19 protein-coding genes are annotated in these 19,011 nt (G+C 64.3%); 13 read left to right on the top strand and 6 right to left on the bottom strand.

The window, feature by feature from the left end; translation table 11 throughout:
• The first annotated feature begins 9 nt into the window (after nucleotides 1-9).
• Nucleotides 10-2,223 carry a M1 family metallopeptidase gene (locus AB4Y82_RS03205; RefSeq protein ID WP_441602652.1) on the top strand — a complete coding sequence of 738 codons (2,214 nt, stop codon included), beginning with the start codon at nucleotides 10-12 and terminating at the stop codon, nucleotides 2,221-2,223.
• On the top strand, nucleotides 2,223-3,125 hold the full coding sequence (locus AB4Y82_RS03200; protein WP_441611106.1) for a hypothetical protein: 903 nt from the start codon (nucleotides 2,223-2,225) through the stop codon (nucleotides 3,123-3,125). The genes AB4Y82_RS03205 and AB4Y82_RS03200 overlap by 1 nt, the downstream gene beginning before the upstream one ends.
• A gap of 14 nt (nucleotides 3,126-3,139) precedes the next feature.
• Here the strand turns inward: AB4Y82_RS03200 and AB4Y82_RS03195 are convergent, their stop codons facing one another.
• From AB4Y82_RS03195 to AB4Y82_RS03180, 4 genes are all read right to left on the bottom strand, one after another.
• Nucleotides 3,140-3,709 (bottom strand): HutD family protein, encoded by a 570-nt coding sequence (locus AB4Y82_RS03195; protein ID WP_441602654.1) that lies wholly within the window; start codon nucleotides 3,707-3,709, stop codon nucleotides 3,140-3,142.
• Entirely contained in the window at nucleotides 3,706-4,245 is a 540-nt protein-coding gene (locus AB4Y82_RS03190; RefSeq protein ID WP_441602655.1) for a GNAT family N-acetyltransferase, read from the bottom strand. Before AB4Y82_RS03190 ends, AB4Y82_RS03195 begins: the two co-directional genes overlap by 4 nt.
• A gap of 5 nt (nucleotides 4,246-4,250) precedes the next feature.
• Nucleotides 4,251-4,730, bottom strand: coding sequence for an SET domain-containing protein (locus tag AB4Y82_RS03185; protein ID WP_441602656.1), 480 nt, complete (start codon nucleotides 4,728-4,730; stop codon nucleotides 4,251-4,253).
• Between the two features lie 106 nt (nucleotides 4,731-4,836).
• On the bottom strand, nucleotides 4,837-5,202 hold the full coding sequence (locus AB4Y82_RS03180) for a ComEA family DNA-binding protein (protein WP_441602657.1): 366 nt from the start codon (nucleotides 5,200-5,202) through the stop codon (nucleotides 4,837-4,839).
• A 202-nt stretch (nucleotides 5,203-5,404) separates the two neighbouring features.
• Between AB4Y82_RS03180 and AB4Y82_RS03175 the strand changes: the two genes are divergently transcribed.
• The 3 genes from AB4Y82_RS03175 to AB4Y82_RS03165 all read left to right on the top strand — a co-directional run bounded on the left by AB4Y82_RS03175 (nucleotide 5,405) and on the right by AB4Y82_RS03165 (nucleotide 8,619).
• Entirely contained in the window at nucleotides 5,405-6,829 is a 1,425-nt protein-coding gene (locus AB4Y82_RS03175; protein ID WP_441602658.1) for a M20 family metallopeptidase, read from the top strand.
• A gap of 106 nt (nucleotides 6,830-6,935) precedes the next feature.
• Nucleotides 6,936-7,664: a YggS family pyridoxal phosphate-dependent enzyme gene (locus AB4Y82_RS03170; RefSeq protein WP_441602659.1), complete on the top strand. Its 729-nt coding sequence runs from the start codon at nucleotides 6,936-6,938 to the stop codon at nucleotides 7,662-7,664.
• A gap of 238 nt (nucleotides 7,665-7,902) precedes the next feature.
• The gene (locus AB4Y82_RS03165; protein WP_441602660.1) at nucleotides 7,903-8,619 is read left to right on the top strand and encodes a C40 family peptidase; all 717 of its coding nucleotides are present in this window, start codon (nucleotides 7,903-7,905) and stop codon (nucleotides 8,617-8,619) included.
• An 82-nt stretch (nucleotides 8,620-8,701) separates the two neighbouring features.
• On the opposite strand, the gene AB4Y82_RS03160 is transcribed toward AB4Y82_RS03165, so the two are convergent.
• Nucleotides 8,702-9,343 (bottom strand): NAD(P)H-binding protein, encoded by a 642-nt coding sequence (locus AB4Y82_RS03160; protein WP_441602661.1) that lies wholly within the window; start codon nucleotides 9,341-9,343, stop codon nucleotides 8,702-8,704.
• A gap of 99 nt (nucleotides 9,344-9,442) precedes the next feature.
• Here AB4Y82_RS03160 and gloA point away from each other — a divergent pair, with 99 nt between their 5' ends.
• From gloA to AB4Y82_RS03140, 4 genes are all read left to right on the top strand, one after another.
• Nucleotides 9,443-9,970 carry a lactoylglutathione lyase gene (gloA, locus tag AB4Y82_RS03155; RefSeq protein WP_441602662.1) on the top strand — a complete coding sequence of 176 codons (528 nt, stop codon included), beginning with the start codon at nucleotides 9,443-9,445 and terminating at the stop codon, nucleotides 9,968-9,970.
• Between the two features lie 265 nt (nucleotides 9,971-10,235).
• On the top strand, nucleotides 10,236-10,886 hold the full coding sequence (locus AB4Y82_RS03150; protein ID WP_441602663.1) for a rhomboid family intramembrane serine protease: 651 nt from the start codon (nucleotides 10,236-10,238) through the stop codon (nucleotides 10,884-10,886).
• A 31-nt stretch (nucleotides 10,887-10,917) separates the two neighbouring features.
• On the top strand, nucleotides 10,918-12,288 hold the full coding sequence (locus AB4Y82_RS03145; protein ID WP_441602664.1) for an amino acid permease: 1,371 nt from the start codon (nucleotides 10,918-10,920) through the stop codon (nucleotides 12,286-12,288).
• Between the two features lie 44 nt (nucleotides 12,289-12,332).
• Nucleotides 12,333-13,025, top strand: a complete 693-nt coding sequence (locus AB4Y82_RS03140) for an aspartate/glutamate racemase family protein (protein WP_441602665.1) — start codon at nucleotides 12,333-12,335, stop codon at nucleotides 13,023-13,025.
• An 80-nt stretch (nucleotides 13,026-13,105) separates the two neighbouring features.
• On the opposite strand, the gene rapA is transcribed toward AB4Y82_RS03140, so the two are convergent.
• Nucleotides 13,106-15,946, bottom strand: coding sequence for an RNA polymerase-associated protein RapA (gene rapA, locus AB4Y82_RS03135; RefSeq protein ID WP_441602666.1), 2,841 nt, complete (start codon nucleotides 15,944-15,946; stop codon nucleotides 13,106-13,108).
• A gap of 342 nt (nucleotides 15,947-16,288) precedes the next feature.
• Here rapA and AB4Y82_RS03130 point away from each other — a divergent pair, with 342 nt between their 5' ends.
• The 4 genes from AB4Y82_RS03130 (at nucleotide 16,289) to AB4Y82_RS03115 (ending at nucleotide 18,981) form a co-directional block, all read left to right on the top strand.
• Complete coding sequence (locus AB4Y82_RS03130; RefSeq protein WP_441602667.1) at nucleotides 16,289-16,822, top strand: GspH/FimT family pseudopilin; 534 nt, start codon at nucleotides 16,289-16,291, stop codon at nucleotides 16,820-16,822.
• A 65-nt stretch (nucleotides 16,823-16,887) separates the two neighbouring features.
• Nucleotides 16,888-17,355, top strand: a complete 468-nt coding sequence (gene pilV / locus AB4Y82_RS03125) for a type IV pilus modification protein PilV (RefSeq protein ID WP_441602668.1) — start codon at nucleotides 16,888-16,890, stop codon at nucleotides 17,353-17,355.
• A gap of 11 nt (nucleotides 17,356-17,366) precedes the next feature.
• Complete coding sequence (locus AB4Y82_RS03120; protein WP_441602669.1) at nucleotides 17,367-18,377, top strand: prepilin-type N-terminal cleavage/methylation domain-containing protein; 1,011 nt, start codon at nucleotides 17,367-17,369, stop codon at nucleotides 18,375-18,377.
• Nucleotides 18,378-18,426: 49 nt separating this feature from the next.
• Nucleotides 18,427-18,981, top strand: a complete 555-nt coding sequence (locus AB4Y82_RS03115; RefSeq protein ID WP_441602670.1) for a pilus assembly PilX family protein — start codon at nucleotides 18,427-18,429, stop codon at nucleotides 18,979-18,981.
• Nucleotides 18,982-19,011 lie beyond the last annotated feature (30 nt).

Raw genomic sequence — 19,011 nt, 5'->3', positions numbered from 1 at the left:
GAGGGTTACATGGGAACACGGATGGAACACGCGCTGCGCCATGGTTTGGCGCTGGTCTGCCTGGCGTTGTCGTCGCTGGCCTCTGCACAGGACGCGCCGGTTCCGGCGCCCGGTACGCCGATTGCGCCAGCGGTGATCCCGCTCGCCAAGCCTCAAGCTGATGCGCCGCGTGAGGCTAGCGCGCCCGATGCGTGGGGTGGTGTGCGCACAGGCAAAGAGGCGACCTTATCCGATCGCGTGGTCGCTTATCGCATCGATGCCGAACTGGACGCAGCCAGGCACAGCATCACCGGCAGCGAGCAACTGACCTGGCGCAACCGCAGCAGCCAGCCGGTCAATCGCATCTACCTGCATCTCTATCTCAATGCCTTCCAGAACGAAGGCAGTACCTTCTTCACCGAGCGCAGCGTGCTTACCGCGCATGGCCATTCGCGCGGCGAGGCAGCGCCGAAGAAAGGCGAATGGGGCTGGATGGACCTCAAGACCGTGCAGCAGGGCAATGCTGCACTGAAGTGGCGTTTCGTGCATCCCGATGATGGCCCCGCCACGGACCAGACCGTGGCCGCGATCGATCTTGCCGAGCCCGTGCCGGCCGGCGGCACGCTCACGCTGGATATCGATTTCGTCAGCCAATTGCCGCGCGTGATCGAACGTACCGGCTGGTGGGGCAACTTCAACCTGGTGGCGCAGTGGTTTCCCAAGATCGGCGTGCTCGAACTGCCAGGCGAGCGTGGCGCGACGCAAGTGCAATGGAACGTGCACGAGTTCCACTTCAACAGCGAGTTCTACGCCGACTTCGGCAGCTACGACGTGCGCCTCACTGTGCCCTCCGATTACACCGTGGGGGCGGTGGGCGCGCAGAAGGACGAACCTTCCGAACAAAATGGCAAGACGACCTATCACTTTGTGCAGGGCGACGTGCACGATTTCGCCTGGGTGGCCGCCAAGGGCTTCCGCACGCTCGATGGCAGCTGGCAGGGCCCGGGCAGCCCGAACGTGGCGGTGCGCGTGATTTATCCGCCCGAGTACGTGGCCAGCGCGCAACCTGTGCTCAAGGCCACGCTGGATTCGCTGAGTTATTTTTCCGAGACGTTGGGGCCATACCCGTATCGCACGGTTACCGCGGTGGTGCCGCCATTCAATGCGGAAGAAGCCGGTGGCATGGAGTACCCGACCTTCTTCACCGCCGAAGGCGACAAGACGATCGACAAAGACACCATGGACCAGTGGAATATCGACTTCGTGACCATCCACGAATTCGGCCACGGTTACTTCTACGGCCTGCTCGCCTCCAATGAATTCGAAGAGCCGATGCTGGACGAAGGCATCAACGAGTACTGGGACGAACGCATGCTGCGCGAACGCAACCAGCGCGTGCTGACGCCGAGCTCATGGTTGCGGCGCGCCGGCATCACGCCATCGATGGACGTCTTCACGTTTGAGCGACTCGACGCGGGGCTGCAGCATCCGTTCGATCCGCTGGGACAGAACAGCTGGGATCGTTACTCCAGTTCGAGCTACGGCACGGTGTATTCGCGCACCGCCACCGCCATGCACGATCTGGAGGAGCGCCTGGGCAAGGACGTGATGGCACGCGCCATGCGCGAATACTATCGGCGCTGGCACTTCCGTCATCCCTCCGCGGCAGACTTGCGCGCCACCTTGATCGATGTCTCCGGCAACGCGCGTGCGGTCAACGAGATCTTCGATCAGTACGTCTACGGCACGGCGCGTATCGACGATCGCGTGACATCGATCGACACCATGAAAGTACTGCCCGAGGCGGGCAGCTGGATGAAGGATGGCCAGCGTACCGAGCTCACCGCCGATGATCGCGACGACGAGGTCGAGAAGAAGCGCGATGCCTGGAAGAAGTCGCATCCCAACGCCGGCAAGCACGAGGATGGTCCGTATCAAGTGCGCAGTACGGTGACGGTAGTGCGTGAAGGTGCCGCCGTACCGCAGTTGCTGCGCGTGACGTTTGCGGGCGGTTCGCATGTCGACGTTCCATGGGACGACGATCGCCGCTGGAAGCGCTTTGTGTTCACCGGCGAGGCAGCGGTGATCTCCGCCGAGCTCGATCCCGAGCATAAGATCCTGCTCGACGAGAACAAGCTCAATGACAGTCGCACAGTGAAGGCCGACGCCTCGGCCTCGCGCCGCTGGACGGCTGATCTCGCGGCACTGTTGCAGTCGCTGTACGCATGCCTGGTGACGCTGTGATGGCCTACAAGAGTGCTCGTCGTGTCGATATGGGCGCCGTGGCGCTGGCGCCGCTTGCCGCATTGCAGTGGCGCTTGTTGCTGCTGTGGCTGCTGGCGACGTTGATCGCCACTTTGGTGGCGGCGCTCCCTTTGCTGCAGGCACTCGGTAGCTTGCTCGACCGCTCCACGCATACACATGAGTGGGCGCGCCAGTTCGACGGCCTGATGTTCAGCGATGTGGCCGTGGCCTTGTCGCGCGAGCACGCCACGTTGCATGGCGCGGGGCTGGCCAGCGGCTTGCTCATGTTGCTGTGGCTGCCGTGGCTAAATGGCATGGTGGTGGCCAGCGGCCGGGCGGGGCGCACGCTGGGATTTGCCCAGCTTTTGCAGGGTGGACTGGTCGAATACGGCCGCATGCTCCGGCTGATGCTCTGGTCGGTGCTGCCCTATGCGCTCGCTGGCCTGCTCGTGCAGATGGGCCTGGACCGCGCCGACGATCGCGGCGATTTCGCCACGCTTCAATCGCAGGCCGATACCGCGCAACACGTGGCCTGGTGGGCAGCAGGTGTCGTGGTTGTGCTAGCGCAGGCCTGGGTGGAATCCGCGCGCGCCTCGTTCATCGCCGACGTCGGATTGCGTTCGGCGTCGATCGCCATGCTGCGCGGCCTCCTGCAGCTGCTGCGTCGACCGGTGTCGACGCTATTGGTCTACCTGCTGCTGACCGCCATCGGTTTCGCCATGGCGCTTGCCTTGGGCCTGGCCCGCATACACACCGTGTCGGTCGGTGCGTCGGGCTTGCTGTGGGGCTTCCTGCTCAGCCAGCTCATCGTGGCGGCCTTGGGCTGGATGCGCATCGCGCGCCTGTTCGCGCTGGCCGATGTGGGACGCTCGCTGGGCCTGGGTCGGCGGTCGGGCCTCTAGTACCCAGGAATGAATCAGGCGGCAGGCAATCGCGCCAGCACGATTTCGCCGCCACCTTCGATGCGTACCGGGTGACCGGGGATCGGGTCGATCCACATCATGTCGTTGGCTTCCAGCGATTGCGAGCGGTGATCGGCGATCACCTTGGCGCGGCCGGACAGCAACAGCAGAAACCAGCGCCAGCCGTTGGGCGCCAGCAGCACCATGGCGCCATTCAAGGGCCGGGCCATCAGCTCGCCCTGGGCCTCGCCTCGCAGCTTGAGGTTGAACGTGCGGGTCGGCGCGGTCGGCAGGCAGGCCTGCGGGTCGTTGCTCTGGTCGAACTGGGCGATCTGGAAGCGGGTGACGTGCTGGGTGCGGCCATCGGGGAAGGCGATGTCCACCGGGGCGTCCAGCGGCACGAAGTGCCGGCGCAGGTCAGCATGTGCTGGAAAATCGACCTCCTGCTCCATCCCGATCAGGGTCATTTGCCACTGCCAGGCCTCGTCGTCCGGTCCGCAGGCAATCGGGGTGATGACTGCCGTGCCCTTGGCGCAGGGCGCGCCATGGAGACCTTCCATGGACAGCCGCTGCAGCTGGCTCATGCCCAGGCGCGACGCTTTTCGGTGCAGGGCGGGTAATAGGCGAACACGTGGTTGTGGGCGCCAAAGAAATCCATATCGTCGATGTGCTCGCCGCCCAGCCGTTCGGCCACGCGGTCGGAAGCTTCGTTGCCGATCTTCACCAGGCTGATGACGCGCGGCGAGCCCAGGGCGTGCCAGGCGAAATCCAGAATGGCGCTGCCTGCTTCGGTGGCGTAGCCATGGTGGCGGAAGTCCGGCTTGAGCATCCAGCCCAGTTCCAGGTCCGGCCAACCTTCAGGGCGCATCAGGCCGGCACGACCGATGAATTCGCCGGTGTCCTTCAGCTCCAGCGCCCACATGCCGTAGCCGCGCAGATGCCAGTGGCCGATCAGCATGGCGAGCGAACGCCAGGCGTTGGTGCGGTCCAGCGGCTGGCCGTCGCCGATCCAGCGGGTGCTGGCGGGGTCGGCGAGCATCGCGGCGTAGTCGTCGAAATGCCGTTCGGCGAGGGCGGTAAGGCGCAGGCGCGCCGTTTCAATAACAGGTATGTCGATCATGATCTTCAGCAAGCAAGTCGGGTGCCATCGAGCAGGGCCGCCAATGCGTGAGTGCTCATCCGTAGGCTTTCGGTCCATGACAGGCCAACAATAGGCTGTCCGGTGGCCGCGTCCGTGAAAGCCTCTTCCTCACCCGGCGGCAACAGGTGCCGGTAGTCCACGGTGATCTCCGTGCCGGCAGGCAAATCGCCCGCCGCGAACACGAAGCCCAGATGCCACAGCCCGGTGGGCTCGAAGCTGTGATTGAGATAGCACTCGTCCGGCCAGTCCGGAGAGACCGTATAGCGGTCCTCGAACCAGCGCGCACTCGCGTACAGCTGGGCCGAAAGCTCGGGCGAGCCAGTCAGTTCGTCGTAGCGATACGTGCGGTCGATCGCGTCCGGGGCCGTGACGATCTGCCCGGCTGACACGTCCTCTAATAGGAACAACCCCTGGCCCGCGCCGGCGATGTTCGACGCGGCGATGCGATAACGCGGAACAATCATGACAGCCCAATGCCGATGGCAAGGCGGGCGAGTGTAGGCGCATCCGGCCGGGGTTTCCATACCGGCCGAATGCGATTGGTGTACTTAAGTGGTTGACACAGTTTGGTTATTGCCCGCCGCCCTTGGCCGCCTTGGGCGCTGCCTTGGCTGGGACGGCTGCTGCGGCGGGCTTTGCGGCGAGTTTCGCGGCGGGTGCCGGCGAGGAACCGGAGCCGGTCAACAGGATGGCGCTGCGGTTGCGCTCCAGCGTGGCGGGTCCCACCCCTTTGACATGGGACAGGTCGGCGACTGTCTTGAAGGGGCCGTGTTCTTCGCGGTAGGCCACGATGGCCTTGGCCTTCGACGGGCCGATCCCGTCCAGCGAGTTGGACAGCGTGGCGGCATCGGCCGTATTGACATTGACGGGCGTGGCGGCGAATGCCGGCCATGCCAGCGCAAGAACCAACAGTGCTGCTGCGATCTGCTTGATCATGGTCACTCCTCCCTTGGTGGATGCGGCCCTCTCGTGGCCGCCCGAGGACTGTGCCCAGCCGCCGCGCTGGTGGCTGTCGGCAGCGGCGGAATGGGTGACCTGGTATCGCCCGTCACGACGCGTGGGCGCTTGTCGATACGCCAGGCCCCTCTCGCACGTGCTGATACAATGACGGCCTTTTCCCACGCTGTAGGAGTCGTCCATGGATACCGCTCGCCTCAACCGTTACATCAGCGGACTGTGGGATGACGAGATCGTGCCGCAGCTGGTCGAGTACATCCGCATTCCGAACAAGTCGCCCATGTTCGATCCCAAGTGGGTGGAGCACGGCTACATGGATGCGGCCGTGAAGCTGATGGAGACGTGGGCGCGCAGCAAGCTCTCCGCGCTGCCGGGCGCCACGCTCGAAGTGGTGCGCCTGGAAGGCCGTACGCCGCTCATCTACATCGAAGTGCCGGGCACGGGCGATGACACCGTCGTGCTGTACGGCCATCTGGACAAGCAGCCGGAAATGACCGGCTGGGCCGAAGGCCTGGGTCCGTGGACGCCCGTGTTGAAAGGCGACAAGCTCTACGGCCGTGGCGGCGCCGACGACGGCTACGCCATCTTCGGTTCTCTCGCCGCACTGCTGGCGCTGCAGGAGCAGGGCGTGCCCCATGCGCGCTGCGTGGTGCTGATCGAAGCCTGCGAAGAGTCGGGCAGCTACGACCTGCCGTACTACGTCGATCACCTCGCCGACCGCATCGGCAACCCGTCGCTGGTGGTGTGCCTGGATTCGGGCTGCGGCAACTACGACCAGTTGTGGCTGACCACCTCGCTGCGCGGCATGACCGGTGGCGAGCTGACCGTGCAGGTGCTGGAAGAGGGCGTGCATTCGGGCGATGCGTCCGGCGTGGTGCCCTCCAGCTTCCGCATCCTGCGCGAGCTGCTGAGCCGACTGGAAGATCCGCAAACCGGCGCGATCAAGCCCAAGGAGCTGTACGTCGACATCCCGCAGCAGCGCATCGACCAGGCCAAGAAATCGGCCGAAGTGCTGGGCACGGCAATCTACGACAAGTTCCCCTTTGTGGCCGGCATGCACCCGGTCACCGAAGACCTCACCGAGCTGGTGCTCAACCGCACCTGGCGTCCGCAGCTGGCGGTCACCGGCGTGGATGGCATGCCGCCGCTGGAAAGCGCAGGCAACGTGCTGCGTCCCAAGACCTCGGTGAAGCTCAGCCTGCGTGTGCCGCCGACATTGTCCGGTGCGAAAGCGGGTCAGCTGGTGAAGCAGCTGCTGGAAAAGGATCCGCCGTACGGCGCCAAGGTCAGCTTCAAGCTCGAGAAAGACGGCAGCGGCTGGAATGCGCCGCAGCTGTCGGCGTGGCTGGAAGAAGCGGTGGCCAAGGCCTCGGAAACGTATTTCGGCGCACCGGCGGCCTATATGGGCGAGGGCGGCAGCATTCCCTTCATGGGCATGTTGGGCGAGAAATTCCCCAAGGCGCAATTCCTGATCACTGGCGTGCTTGGCCCGCACTCCAATGCGCACGGCCCGAACGAATTCCTGCACATCCCCACCGGCAAGAAGGTGTCGATGGTGGTGGCCGACGTGGTGGCTCATCACTACGCGCAGGGCGCCAAGGCCTGAACGTGATCGTCGCCCCGGCGCGATGCCGGGGCGACGCAACCGACTGCGCAGGACGCCGGCAGCAGCCGGACGCAAGCCCGTGCGGTCTCTGGCAGGGTTTTCAGCGATGTCTGATTCCAGCAACGAGCTTTCCTATCTCGCCGAGAACTGGGCGTCCGTGCGCGAGCGCGTCGACGCGGCGTGCCGTGCGGCGGGGCGTGATCCCGGCGAAGTGTCGATCCTGCCGGTGAGCAAGACGTTCGGCCCGGAGGTGGTGCGTGCCGCCCTGGCGCTGGGCCTGCATCGCTTCGGCGAGAACAAGGTGCAGGAGATTCGCAGCAAGGCCGAAGCGCTGGCGGGCGAGCGCATCGAGTGGGTGGTGATCGGCCATCTCCAAACCAATAAGGCTAAGGATGTAGCCCGCCTGGCCAGCGAAGTGCAGTCGCTGGATCGGCTGGAGCTGGCCGACGCTCTGCAAAGGCGCCTGGAGATCGAGGATCGCGTCGTCGACGTGCTGATCGAGGTGAAGACCTCGCCGGAAGACAGCAAGCACGGCCTGCCGCCCGATCAGCTGCCCGGCTTGCTGGACGCCCTGCGCGCCTATGACCGTCTGAAGGTGCGAGGTCTTATGACGTTGGCCGTCCAGTCGGACGATGCCGCGGCCGTTCGCGCCTGCTTCCGCCAGTTACGCCAGCTGCGTGCGGCCGGATTGGACCAGGGCCATGATTTGGCTCGACTTTCCATGGGGATGAGCGGCGACTTCGCGCTCGCCATTGCCGAGGGCGCGACCGAAATCCGGCTCGGTACGGCGATTTTCGGTGTGAGACAGCTCACAAAACATACGGTACCGAACTGAACATTTGGTTCACTAATTGGTCAATATGTAACCAATTTGACACAGCTTTCACCGATAAATCAGTCACTTATCACGCGGCACACCCCAAGCATAGGCCGTGCCAGGTTTCGAAACGACAGGGTACAGTTAACCCCATCCGAACAAACGATCTAGATCCCTTTGCTAAGTTCACGCCTCGATCACGGCCCGTTGACCTGACGACGGCGATTTCCACGAACTGCAAAGGGATGTGTCCCACATGCGAACAAAGCGAATTTTCGCCGCTGCTGCGCTTGCTGGTGCACTGCTTACTTCCCTTCCGCTTTTTGCTGAACCGCTGACCGCCACTCCGGCTTCCACGCCGACGTCGGCTACCGTGACACCGAATCTGATGGGCCAGCTGTCGTTGTTCTCGCCGGCAGCCATGCTTGCCCAGTCCGCCGCTCCCGCCCAAGCCGCTGCCAAGGCCTCGGCCGGCACCACCGGTGCCCTGGGCGATGACGACGACGCCGATGGCGACGGCATGCCGGACAGCGGCGTCAACGCTGTCGCCGCGCTGGCCAACGACACCTCCGACCTGCGCAAGACCCTGATCGGCATGGCCATGCAGCTGCGTGACATCCGTTACGTGCGCGGCGGTCATGATCCGTCCACCGGCTTTGATTGCAGCGGCTTCGTCCGCTACGTGTTCGCCCATGCCGTCGGCCTCGAGCTGCCGACCAACTCCGCTTCGCAGTTCGTGGCTGGCCTCAACGTCAATCGCGGCGACATGAAGCCGGGCGACCTGGTGTTCTTCCGCACCGCCGGCAAGCGTGGCCAGGGCCGCGTGTCGCATGTGGGCATCTATATCGCCAACGGCCAGTTCATCCATTCGCCCTCGCGCGGCAAGACCGTGCGCGTGGACAGCCTGGACCAGTCTTACTGGGCGCAGCGTTTCGCTGGCGCCAAGCGCCCGGGTGCGCTGGCTCGCAGCTAATTTGGACGTCACCGTCAGTCAAAGGCCGCCTCATGGGCGGCCTTTTTTTATGCGACGTTTCCCGCTGCGGGCAATACAAGTTTCAGCCGCCTAGTTGCTGCAGTTCGTCGGACGCCACGATGCGCAGGCCGCCACCCGGTGCCTTGGCCAGCCGCCACATGGCGGTGGCCACCGTGCCGGCCGAGATGCCGCGCCAGCGTCCTGGCAGTACGCGCGAGAAGGGCGCGGCGAATACTTCGCCCATGCGTGGCTTATGGCGCGAACCCAGCAGCAGCGATGGACGCACGATGGTGAGTCGCGGCCATTCCTGTTTCTGCAAGGCTACTTCCAACTCGCCCTTGGTGCGGTTGTAGAACAAGCGCGAGGTCGGATCCGCGCCCAGCGCGCTGATCACCAGATAGTGGCTGGCGCCAAGCGCATGCGCATGCTTGGCGAGCGATAGCGGGAGGTCGTAATCGACCATGCGGAACGCCTCGCGGGATCCGGCCTGGCCGATGGTGGTGCCCAGGCAACAGAACACCGTGTCGGCTTGTCCGTGCAACTGCGCGATCAGGTGGCTGACCATGCCCACCGGGTTCTCGAGTTTCGGATGAGGCGCCAATGGCCGACGCGTGGGGGCGTAGACGTGCTCCACCGAGTCATCCGCAAGCAACAGCTCGAGCAGCTTATGCCCGGTCAGTCCGGTGGCACCGGCAAGCAGTACATGGCGCGGCGGCGTGCTCATGGCGACATTGTATGGCGAGGTTTGTTATGGCGACCGAAGTCTTGCCTGGCTGCGCTTGAACCCCATGTTGAGCATTCGCTTTCCCCCGGAAGAACCCCGATGTCGCTATCCCCCTTGCTTGCCATGCCGGGCGTCCATGCGCCCGAGGCCGCCACCCACGGCTACGTGTTCAACCACACCATGATCCGCGTGAAGGATCTGAGTCGTTCGCTGGACTTCTACACGCGCGTACTGGGCTTCACGCCGGTGCACCGCCAGGACTTTGCCGAGGCGGCCTTCACCATCGTGTACCTGGTGCTGGCGCCGGATCGCTCGGTCATCCCCGAGGACGATGCCGCCCGCCTGCGCTGGGTGCTCGGCCAGCCGGGTGTGCTGGAGCTGACCCACAACCACGGCACCGAGCACGACGAGGCGTTTCACTACCACCACGGCAACGCCGAGCCGCGCGGTTTTGGCCACCTGTGCGTCTCCGTGCCGAACGTGCAAGAAGCCTGCGCCCGCTTCGAGGCCTTGGGCGTGACGTTCCAGAAGCGCCTGAGCGATGGACGCATGAAGCACATCGCATTTATTCGCGATCCCGACGACTACTGGATCGAGATCCTGCAGCCGGCCGCGTTCATCGGCTGAGCTGGGCCGTCCTGCTGTTGTCGGGAGAAGTTCTTGATCACGTCGTGCTCCCTTCCTTGATGGCACCCCCAATGCCCCGTCATTCCCGCAAAAGCGGGAGTCCGGTGACTCTCAGGACCTGAAGCGAAGGCGCAGGATCCCTGCGTTGGCAGGGATGGCGAGCAAGTACGCGGTTTTCCGAGGCTCCCTTTATGGCCATTGGCCGTGGCGATGCACGGCCTCTACCAGTACGCTTGGGAATATTGCCCCGCGGATTCGCCCCGATATGCCGTTTGACCTTCCTCCCGTCACTCGCAACCTGCTGATCGCCAATGTGGCGGTGTATCTCCTGCAGCAGATCATGGGCGAAACGCTGCTGACCTACTTCGCGCTGTGGCCGTGGGGCCCGGACCAGGTCGCCCAGGGGGCGCAGGGCCTGGTCTCGGTAGGTTTCCGTCCGTGGCAGCTGATCACTTATGCCTTCATGCATGGCAGCCTGACGCACCTGTTCTCGAACATGCTGGCGCTCTTCATGTTTGGCGGGCAGATCGAGCGCGTGTTTGGTGCGCGCAACTTCGTCGTCTATTACTTCGTCTGCCTGGTGGTCGCCGCGCTGGCGCAGCTGGTGGTGGTGAACTGGTTTACCGGCGGCTTCTATCCGACCCTGGGCGCGTCGGGTGCGATCTTCGGCATCCTGCTGGCGTTCGGCATGTTGTTCCCGCACGAGAAGATGATCCTGATCTTCCTGCCGATCCCGATTTCCGCCTGGCTGTTCGTGACACTTTACGGACTGGCCGAGCTCTACATGGGCGTGACCGGCACGCAGGCAGGCATCGCGCATTTTGCGCACCTGGGCGGCATGCTCGGTGGTTTTGTATTGATCCAGTACTGGCGGGGCAAGCTCCCCATCAAGCCGCAGCGCAAACTCTGGCGCTGATCGCAGCACTCGCAGTCTTCCGGCAGTTTCCATGACACAGCATCTCCAGCGTCGACTGACGCCGCGCCACATCACCTTCATGGCGCTCGGCATGGCCATCGGCGCAGGCCTGTTCCTCGGCTCCGCCGATGCGATCAAACTGGCCGGCCCTTCGGTGTTGTTTGCCTACCTGTTCGGCGGCGTGATGATCTACATCATCATGCGCGCGCTGGGCGAGATGACCGTGCGCGATCCGGTCGCCGGTTCCTTCAGCGTGTATGCGCAGCGTTATCTCGGCCCCTTCGCCGGTTTCGTCACCGGCTGGAATTACTGGCTGCTGATGGTCGGCGTCGGCATGGCCGAAGCCACGGCCGTGGGCGCGTACATGCACGAGTGGTTTCCCGATTGGCCACGCTGGATCTGGGTGCTGGGCAGCGTGGTGATGATCGGCGGACTGAACCTGCTCACCGTGAAGATTTACGGCGAGATGGAGTTCTGGTTCACCCTGGTGAAGGTGATCACGGTGCTGGCGATGATCGTGGGCGGGCTGAGCATCATCTTTGTTGGCTGGGGCAATGGCGGACGGCCCACCGGCTTGTCGAACCTGTGGTCGAACGGCGGCTGGTTTCCGCACGGCTTGCTCGGCATGGTGCTGGCGCTGCCGGTGGTGGTGTTCTCGTTTGGCGGTGTGGAAACCGTAGGTATCGCCGCTGGCGAAGCGGCACAGCCCGAGCGCACGATTCCACGCGCGGTGAATTCGGTGCTGTGGCGCATCCTGATTTTCTACGTGGGTGCGCTGTTCGTGATCATGGCCATCTATCCGTGGACGGGTCTTGGCGAACACGGCAGTCCGTTTGTCACCACCTTTGCCAAGCTCGGCATTCCGCAGGCGGCCGGTCTGATCAATTTCGTGGTGATCACCGCGGCGCTGTCCGGCTTCAATTGCACCACCTTCAGTGGCAGCCGCATGCTGTACAGCCTGGCCTGCAAGGGGCAGGCGCCGGCGGCGCTGAGCGAAGTGAACGAGCAGGGCGTGCCGGTGCGCGCGATCCTGGTGACGCTTGCGGTGCTGTTGCTTGCCGTGCTGCTGAACTATCTGCTGCCGGCCAAAGTGTTCGGCATGATGATGTCGATCCTCTCGTTCAACACCGTGTGGACGTGGACGATGGTGCTGCTGGCGCACTACAGCTTCCGTCGTCAGTTGCGCGCGCGGGGTGAGGCGCCGGCAGCGTTCCGGCTGCGCTGGTGGCCGCTGAGCGGCATCGTCTGCGTGGCGTTCCTGGGTTTTGTGGTGGTGATGCTGGGCGTCAGCCCGGATACGCGCATCGCGCTCTATATCGGAGCGGCCTGGGTCGCGCTGCTGGCAATCGCTTACCGGTTGTTCCAGGTGCAAGGACGCATGCAGCTGGTGGCGCAAAGCTAGACTCGTGCTCGGCGGGCGAGGGCCCGCGCAGCAGGAGTCTTCACGTGCGCACCATCGGACTGATTGGCGGCATGAGCTGGGAATCCAGCCTGCTTTACTACCAGTGGATCAATCGCGGCATCCGCGATCGATGCGGGCCGCTGTATTCCGCCAGGCTGCTGCTCGACAGCCTGAATTTCCAGGAGATTGCCACCTGGCAACGCGAAGGCGACTGGGATGCCGCCGGCGCAGCGCTGGCCGCATCAGCGCGTCGGCTCGAAGCGGGCGGCGCCGAATGCATCGTGCTGGCGACCAACACCATGCACAAGATGGCGGATGCCATCACTAGTGCGACCCGCTTGCCATTCATCCATATCGCCGATCCCGCCGGCGCGGCGATCGCCGCCCAGGGTCTGCATTCGGTTCTGCTGCTGGGCACCGAGTTCACCATGTCGGAGAGCTTCTACCGCGTCCGCCTGCAGGAGCGATTCAATCTGCATTGCGTGGTGCCGTCCAAGTCGCAGCGTGCGGACGTCCATCGCATCATCTACGACGAGCTATGCGCCGGCGTGATCAACGAGGCGTCGCGGGAGATCTATCGATCCATCATCGAGGAGGCGGCCATCAACGGTGCGCAAGGCGTCATTCTTGGATGCACCGAGATTGGCTTGCTGCTGCGGCAGGACGATGTCCTGCTGCCGTTGTTCAATACGGCTGAGCTGCACGCCGCAGCGGCCGTGGCTTTTGCGTTGGGTTAGAAGCGTGCGTAGGTGATGCCGCCTGCAGCAGGCGCTGCAGGGCGGCAGAAATGCCGCGATGCGATGTTCCTCGCCCCGCGTTAGCGCAGGGCGAGGAAGTCCGGACTCACCACAAAGCGCACCGCGTCGAGTCGAAGACGCGCCCCCGGCAGCGCCTGCAGCAAGGCGGTGCGCTCATCCGCAACGGCGGCGATTTCAGCCTCGCTGATGGCGGGATTCACGGCACGCAACGCGAGCAGGCGCGAGAGTTCGGCATCCAGCGTGTCGGTGGCCAAGGCCACGGCTTCATCCACATTCGCCTTGGCACGCTCGGCCGCGATGGCGTCCGCCTTCTCCAGCATCGGCGGCACCAGTTTGGCGAGGAACTTGCGGTAGCGAGCCACTTCGATGCTGCGGTCCGCCGCCTTGCGCAGGCCGATGTCGCTCGGGCGGAAATCCGCTCGCTCGATGAGGCGCGTATCGATGGTCACCACGATCGGCTGCGGCGGCAGGAAACGTTCGGCGTCCAGCTTGCGGTCGGCGACGCATTCGATAAGGAATACCGCCTGCAACAACGCGCTGCGTACCGGCAATGCATCGTCCACCAGGAAGGCCGCATTGCCTTGCTCGTTGGATAGCGTCAGGTCGAGTGCGCCCAACACCATCGGATGATCCAGCCGCAGCAGCGGCAGTTCTTCGCGCGCGAGCGCCACCTCACGGGCGAACGTCACCGCCTGCGGGCCTTCGGCGAAGCCGGGCAGGGCGTCGGTGGAGAGGTATTGCGGATCGAGCAGCATGACCTTGCCGCCCAGTTCTTCGGCGTGAATGCCGAAGCGCTCGAGCAGACTCTGGATGAAGGCGTCGCGGCTCGGGTCGTTGTCTTCGCGAGTAAATGCCTGCGCCAGTTCATCGGCATGCAGGTCGCGGCTGGCAGCGAGTTCCAACAGGTGATCGCGGCCATCGCGGATCAGCTCCGCCATTTCCTCGTGTGCGCCGCGTGTTTCCGCCAGCAGCACCTCGAGTTCCTGGTCGCGATTGTCATCGCCGCGCGCGTGCTCGCTGGCGAGACGGGCGAGCGAGTCGCCAAAACGGCGCAGCAGCTCGCGGCCATCGGCGGGACTGGTACGGAACGCATCCACGCCCTCGTCATACCAGCGGGCCAGCACGTGCTGCGCGCTGTCGGCGACAGCAAGTACATGGATGCTGATGTCGTGCTTCTGTCCGATGCGATCGAGGCGGCCGATGCGCTGTTCCAGCAGGTCCGGATCCAGCGGCAGATCCCACAGCACCAGGCGATGAGCGAACTGGAAGTTGCGGCCCTCCGAACCAATCTCCGAGCACAGCAGCAGGCGCGCACCGTCGGGTTGTGCGAAGTACGCCGCATTGCGGTCGCGCTGCACGATGCCCAGGCCTTCATGGAAGCGGGCCAGGCCCACGCCACTCTTGGTGCGCAGCGCTTCTTCCAGCGCGAGCACCTTGGCCTGGCTGCGGCAGATCAGCAGGAACTTGTCCTGCGGATGCGCGTCTAGCAGGGCGACCAGCGCGTCGATGCGCGGATCGTTGCCGTAGTCGATCTCGATGACTGGCGAGGGTTGCTGGATGTCGGCGTGGAATTCGCCCAGCAAGGCCTGGCGCGCGTCGTCGCTCAGCGTGTCCTTGTCGATCAGGTGCCATACCGGCGCGCGCTTGGGAAAACCGCCGATGCTGGCGCGACGATTGCGGAACATGGCGCGGCCGGTGCCGTGGCGGTCGATCAGCGCGGCGAGGATCTCGCGTGCATGCTCCGGCTTGGTCGTATCGGCCAGGCGGGCCTGCAGGGCATCGTCGCCCGCAAAGGTCTCGCGCAGCGCGGCCAGTTGCGGCTCGTCGAGCGCCTTGCCGTCGAGCAGGCGGTCGGCCACTTTCGACAAGCTGTGGAATTTGTCCGACTCGGACAGATAGACGTCCAGATCGTGATAGCGCTGCGGATCGAGCAGGCGCAAGCGGGCGAAATGGCCGCTGCGGCCCAGTTGTTCCGGCGTCGCGGTGAGCAGGATCACGCCCGGCGTGGCCGCGGCGAGCTGATCTACCAAGGTATAGCGCGGGCTGGCGGCTTCGGGCGACCAGGCCAGGTGATGGGCCTCGTCCACCACCAGCAGGTCCCAGCGGGCTTCCAGCAGCTGCTGGGCGCGCTTGGGCGATTGCTCCAGGAAACTGAAGTCGGCGATGACGAGCTGCTCGTCTTCGAAGGGATTGGCGGTGTCGCCGCCCTGTTCCAGCGACTCGCAACGCTCTTCGTCGTAAATGGCGAAGCTGAGGTTGAAGCGGCGCAGCAGTTCCACGAACCACTGGTAGACCAGCGTGTCGGGCAGCAGGATCAGCACGCGGCCAGCGCGCCCCGTGGCCAGCTGACGGGCAATAATCATGCCCGCCTCGATCGTCTTGCCCAGGCCGACCTCATCGGCGAGCAAGACGCGGGGAGGGCGGCGCGAGGAGGCAATGCCCGCCACACGCAACTGATGTGGCACCAGTCCGATGCGCGAGGCGGCCAGGCCCCATGCCGGCGAGCGGCGCGCCTCGGCACGGCGCTTGAGGCCTTCCAGGCGCAGCTCAAAATGGGCTACGGGGTCGGTACGACCACCGATCAGGCGATCATCGGCCTGGCTGACGCTTTGTTCGTCGTCGAGCTGGCCTTCCTCCAGCTCACGGCCTTCGCCGCGATAGACCAGCAGGTCTTCACGTATCTCCACCCGTTCAACCAGAAAGGCCAGGCCCTTGCCGGCCACGCGCTGGCCAGGGCGGAATTCCGCGCGCACCAGTGGCGCCGAGTCGACCGCGTAAGGCCGCAGCACCCCCGCCTTGGCGAACAATACCTGCACACCACGCCCTTCGACGCGCAGCACAGTGCCGAGGCCAAGCTCGGGCTCGGCGGTGGAGATCCAACGTTGACCGGGAACAAACATCAGGGAGAGGGGCCTGCCAGTTGCAAGGACCGCCAATTATCCGCTCAGTGGTTGTCGATGCCTAGCGAAACCGTCGGCTGCTGCTCGATGGCGCAGTGACGGCCGTCACCAATGCGCGGCGGCTGCCGACCGTTTATCGGAAAGATGCCCCCAATCGTCGGCTGCTGGCTGGTTACCTCAAAACTCGTGAGTACAGTTCGCCCATGCGGGTCGGGTGTTCTCGTACCGGCCATTCGTCAACGGAGTGCACCGTTGATGGTTCCAGGGGTAGGGGGCAACGTGAATCGATTGGAATTTGGCAAGCTTGCCAAGCGACGGCCTGTGCCGTGCAGGCGGGCGCCCGTGCGCAGCGAGCAGGGCTTCACCCTGGTGGAGCTGGTGATCACCATGGTCGTGGCCGTCATCTTGATCTCGATCGCCGTGCCCAGCTTCACCCGGATCATCGCGACCAACCGGCTCACCACCACCACCAATGAAATCATCGCGGCGGTCAATGTCGCGCGCATGGAGGCGGTCAAGCGCAACAGCAGTATTGCGTTCTGCAGCGATTCTGCCGCCAACAACACCACCGACACCTTGGGATCGGCCTGCGGTACGCAGGTGGGCGCGATCTATCTGCTGACCAGCGGGACCAACACCACGCAAGTGCGTGCCAGCCTGCCCGGCATCGTGTGGCCAATCCAGCTCAGCGGCAGCGTGACGGCCCTGCGCTTCTCCGGTACGGGCTTCGCCAAGGCAGTGGGTGCCACCGCTCCCTACGGCGGCACGGTAGCCGATATCTGCACCACGGCGACGAGCGCCGACAATCATCAGAAGATCACGATGTCGACCGGTTCGATCATGGCGGTGACGTCTTACACGGGGACATGTCCGTGATGAGCAATCTCATTCTGAGTATGTGCGGCCGGCCGGCTGCATCAAGTCGATCTGAGCGGGTGCGCATGCCTTCACGCGCAAGGGCGCAGTCGGGCGCCGGCCTGATCGAAGTGCTGGTGGCCGTGCTGATCCTTTCCATCGGTTTTCTCGGCATTGCGGCCCTGCAGGCCAAGTCGCTGTCCACCAACAACAGCGCCATGGCGCGCAGCATGGCCACCATCGAGAGCTATACGATCCTCGACTCGATGCGTGCCGACATCAATACCGCGGTGGCCAACGGCTACAACGGCACCTGGAAGGGCAATGCTTGTCCTGCGGCCGGCTCGAGCCTCTCCAGTGTGCAGATCAACCAGTGGTGCACGCATCTTGGCGCCGACCTCGGCGCCACTGCCAACACCATTGGCACGATTGCCTGCACGCCCGCCAGCGGCACGAATTCCGCCAACTGCACCGTCACCATCCAGTTTGATGACAGCCGTGCCGGCCTTAGCGGCACATCCACCCAACAAGTTGTCACGCAGGCCCTGCTATGAGTGAGTATTCCATGCGCCGCACTCGAACGCGCAGGCGAGCCGCTGGCTTCACCTTGATCGAGCTGATGGTGGCCATGTTGTTGGGGCTGATTGTCATCGGCGGCGTGACCAGCGTGTTTTTGGCGGGTCAGCAGACTTACCGCACGAACGATGCGCTGGGCGAAGTGCAGGATGCGTCGCGCATCGCGTTCGAGCTGCTTTCCCGCGACGTGCGCAGCGCCGGTTACACGGGGTGTGACGGAAGCAGCGGCCGCATCGCCAACGTGATCAACGCGCCTATCCCGTGGTACGCCGACTGGAGCAACACCCTGTTGGGGTATGACGATGCCAGCAAGGACCCGGCATTGAGCACGCTCCCCACCAGTGGCGCGACTTCGCCGGTGGCGGCTACCAGCTCGGTGCACACGCTTGGCAGCACCAACCTGGATGTCGTGGTTTCGGCGGTGACGCCAAGCAGTGCAGCCAACATCAATATCAATGCCGCCAGCACGTTGTTGACGACCGGCAGTCTGATCATGGTCTGCGATTTCGACCACTCCACCATCATGCAGGTCGACTCTTATGCTGCCGGTGGCACGGTGGTGACCCACAACAGCGGCTCGGCGATTCCTCCGGGCAATTGCTCGCTGGGCCTTGGCTATCCGACCAGCTGCGGCACCGCCAATGCGTACACCTTCCTCGCCAACGCCAGGATGGCCTTGCTCAGCGGGTCGGTCTGGTATCTGGGCAACAACCCGGCTGGCACGACGTCGCTTTATCGCCTGACTGCCATTTCCAGCGCCACCGGGACCACGGCTACCGCCCAGGAAATGGTGCGCAATGTCACCGCGCTGAAGATCAGCTACTTGCCGTTGGGCAATGCGGCATTTGGCACGGCCGCCAGCGTCACCAACTGGCCGCAGGTAACGGCCGTGCAAGTCCAGCTCACGCTGGCAAGTACGAACAAGCTTGCCGGTGTCGACGGCAAGCCGCTGGTGCGTTCGTTTACCAGCACCACCACACTGCGCAATCGAGTGCCGTGACATGACGATGGCCAACACATTCCGACATCGCGCCGCACGCGGCGAACCCATGAAATCGTCCCAGCGCGGTGTTGCCCTGGTGGTGGCGATGATTCTGTTGATACTCATCACCCTGGTGGGCCTGGCGGCTGTTCGCGGCACCATCATGCAGCAGCGGATGGCGGCGAATCTTTACGATCGCCAGGTGGCGTTCCAGAGCGCCGAAGCGGCAATACGCGAGGCGTCGGCGCTGATTCCCACCCAACCCACACTGATCTGGCACAACTGCCAGGCCGGTGGCGTGACCTGCCTGCCCAATCCGTTCAACGATCCCACGCTGACCACCGCCAATATCAATCCGGTGGCCACGGGCACCGGAACAGGCGCCTATACCGCCAGCGCGACGGCCGCGAGCCAGCCGGAATACGTGGTGGAAAACATGGGCAACTGGGTTGACCAGAGCAGCAATACGGGTAGTGGGCAGACGGCCAATTGCCGCAATTACGGCGCGCAGGGTTGCTCCAGTTCGGTGGTGTTCTATCGCATCACTGCGCGCAGCGGCAATCCCGCCGTGGTGGGTGACCGTGCCGTTGTCACCTTGCAAGCCATCGTCAAACAGGGCTGATCATGTCGATTTCTCCGTCCATGCAGCACC

It is taken from the genome of Dyella sp. 2YAF14 (assembly GCF_052114725.1).
Taxonomy (GTDB): Bacteria; Pseudomonadota; Gammaproteobacteria; order Xanthomonadales; family Rhodanobacteraceae; genus Dyella.
The sequence above is the reverse complement of the archived record's forward strand: the minus strand, read 5'-3'. Positions and strand labels throughout refer to the sequence as shown.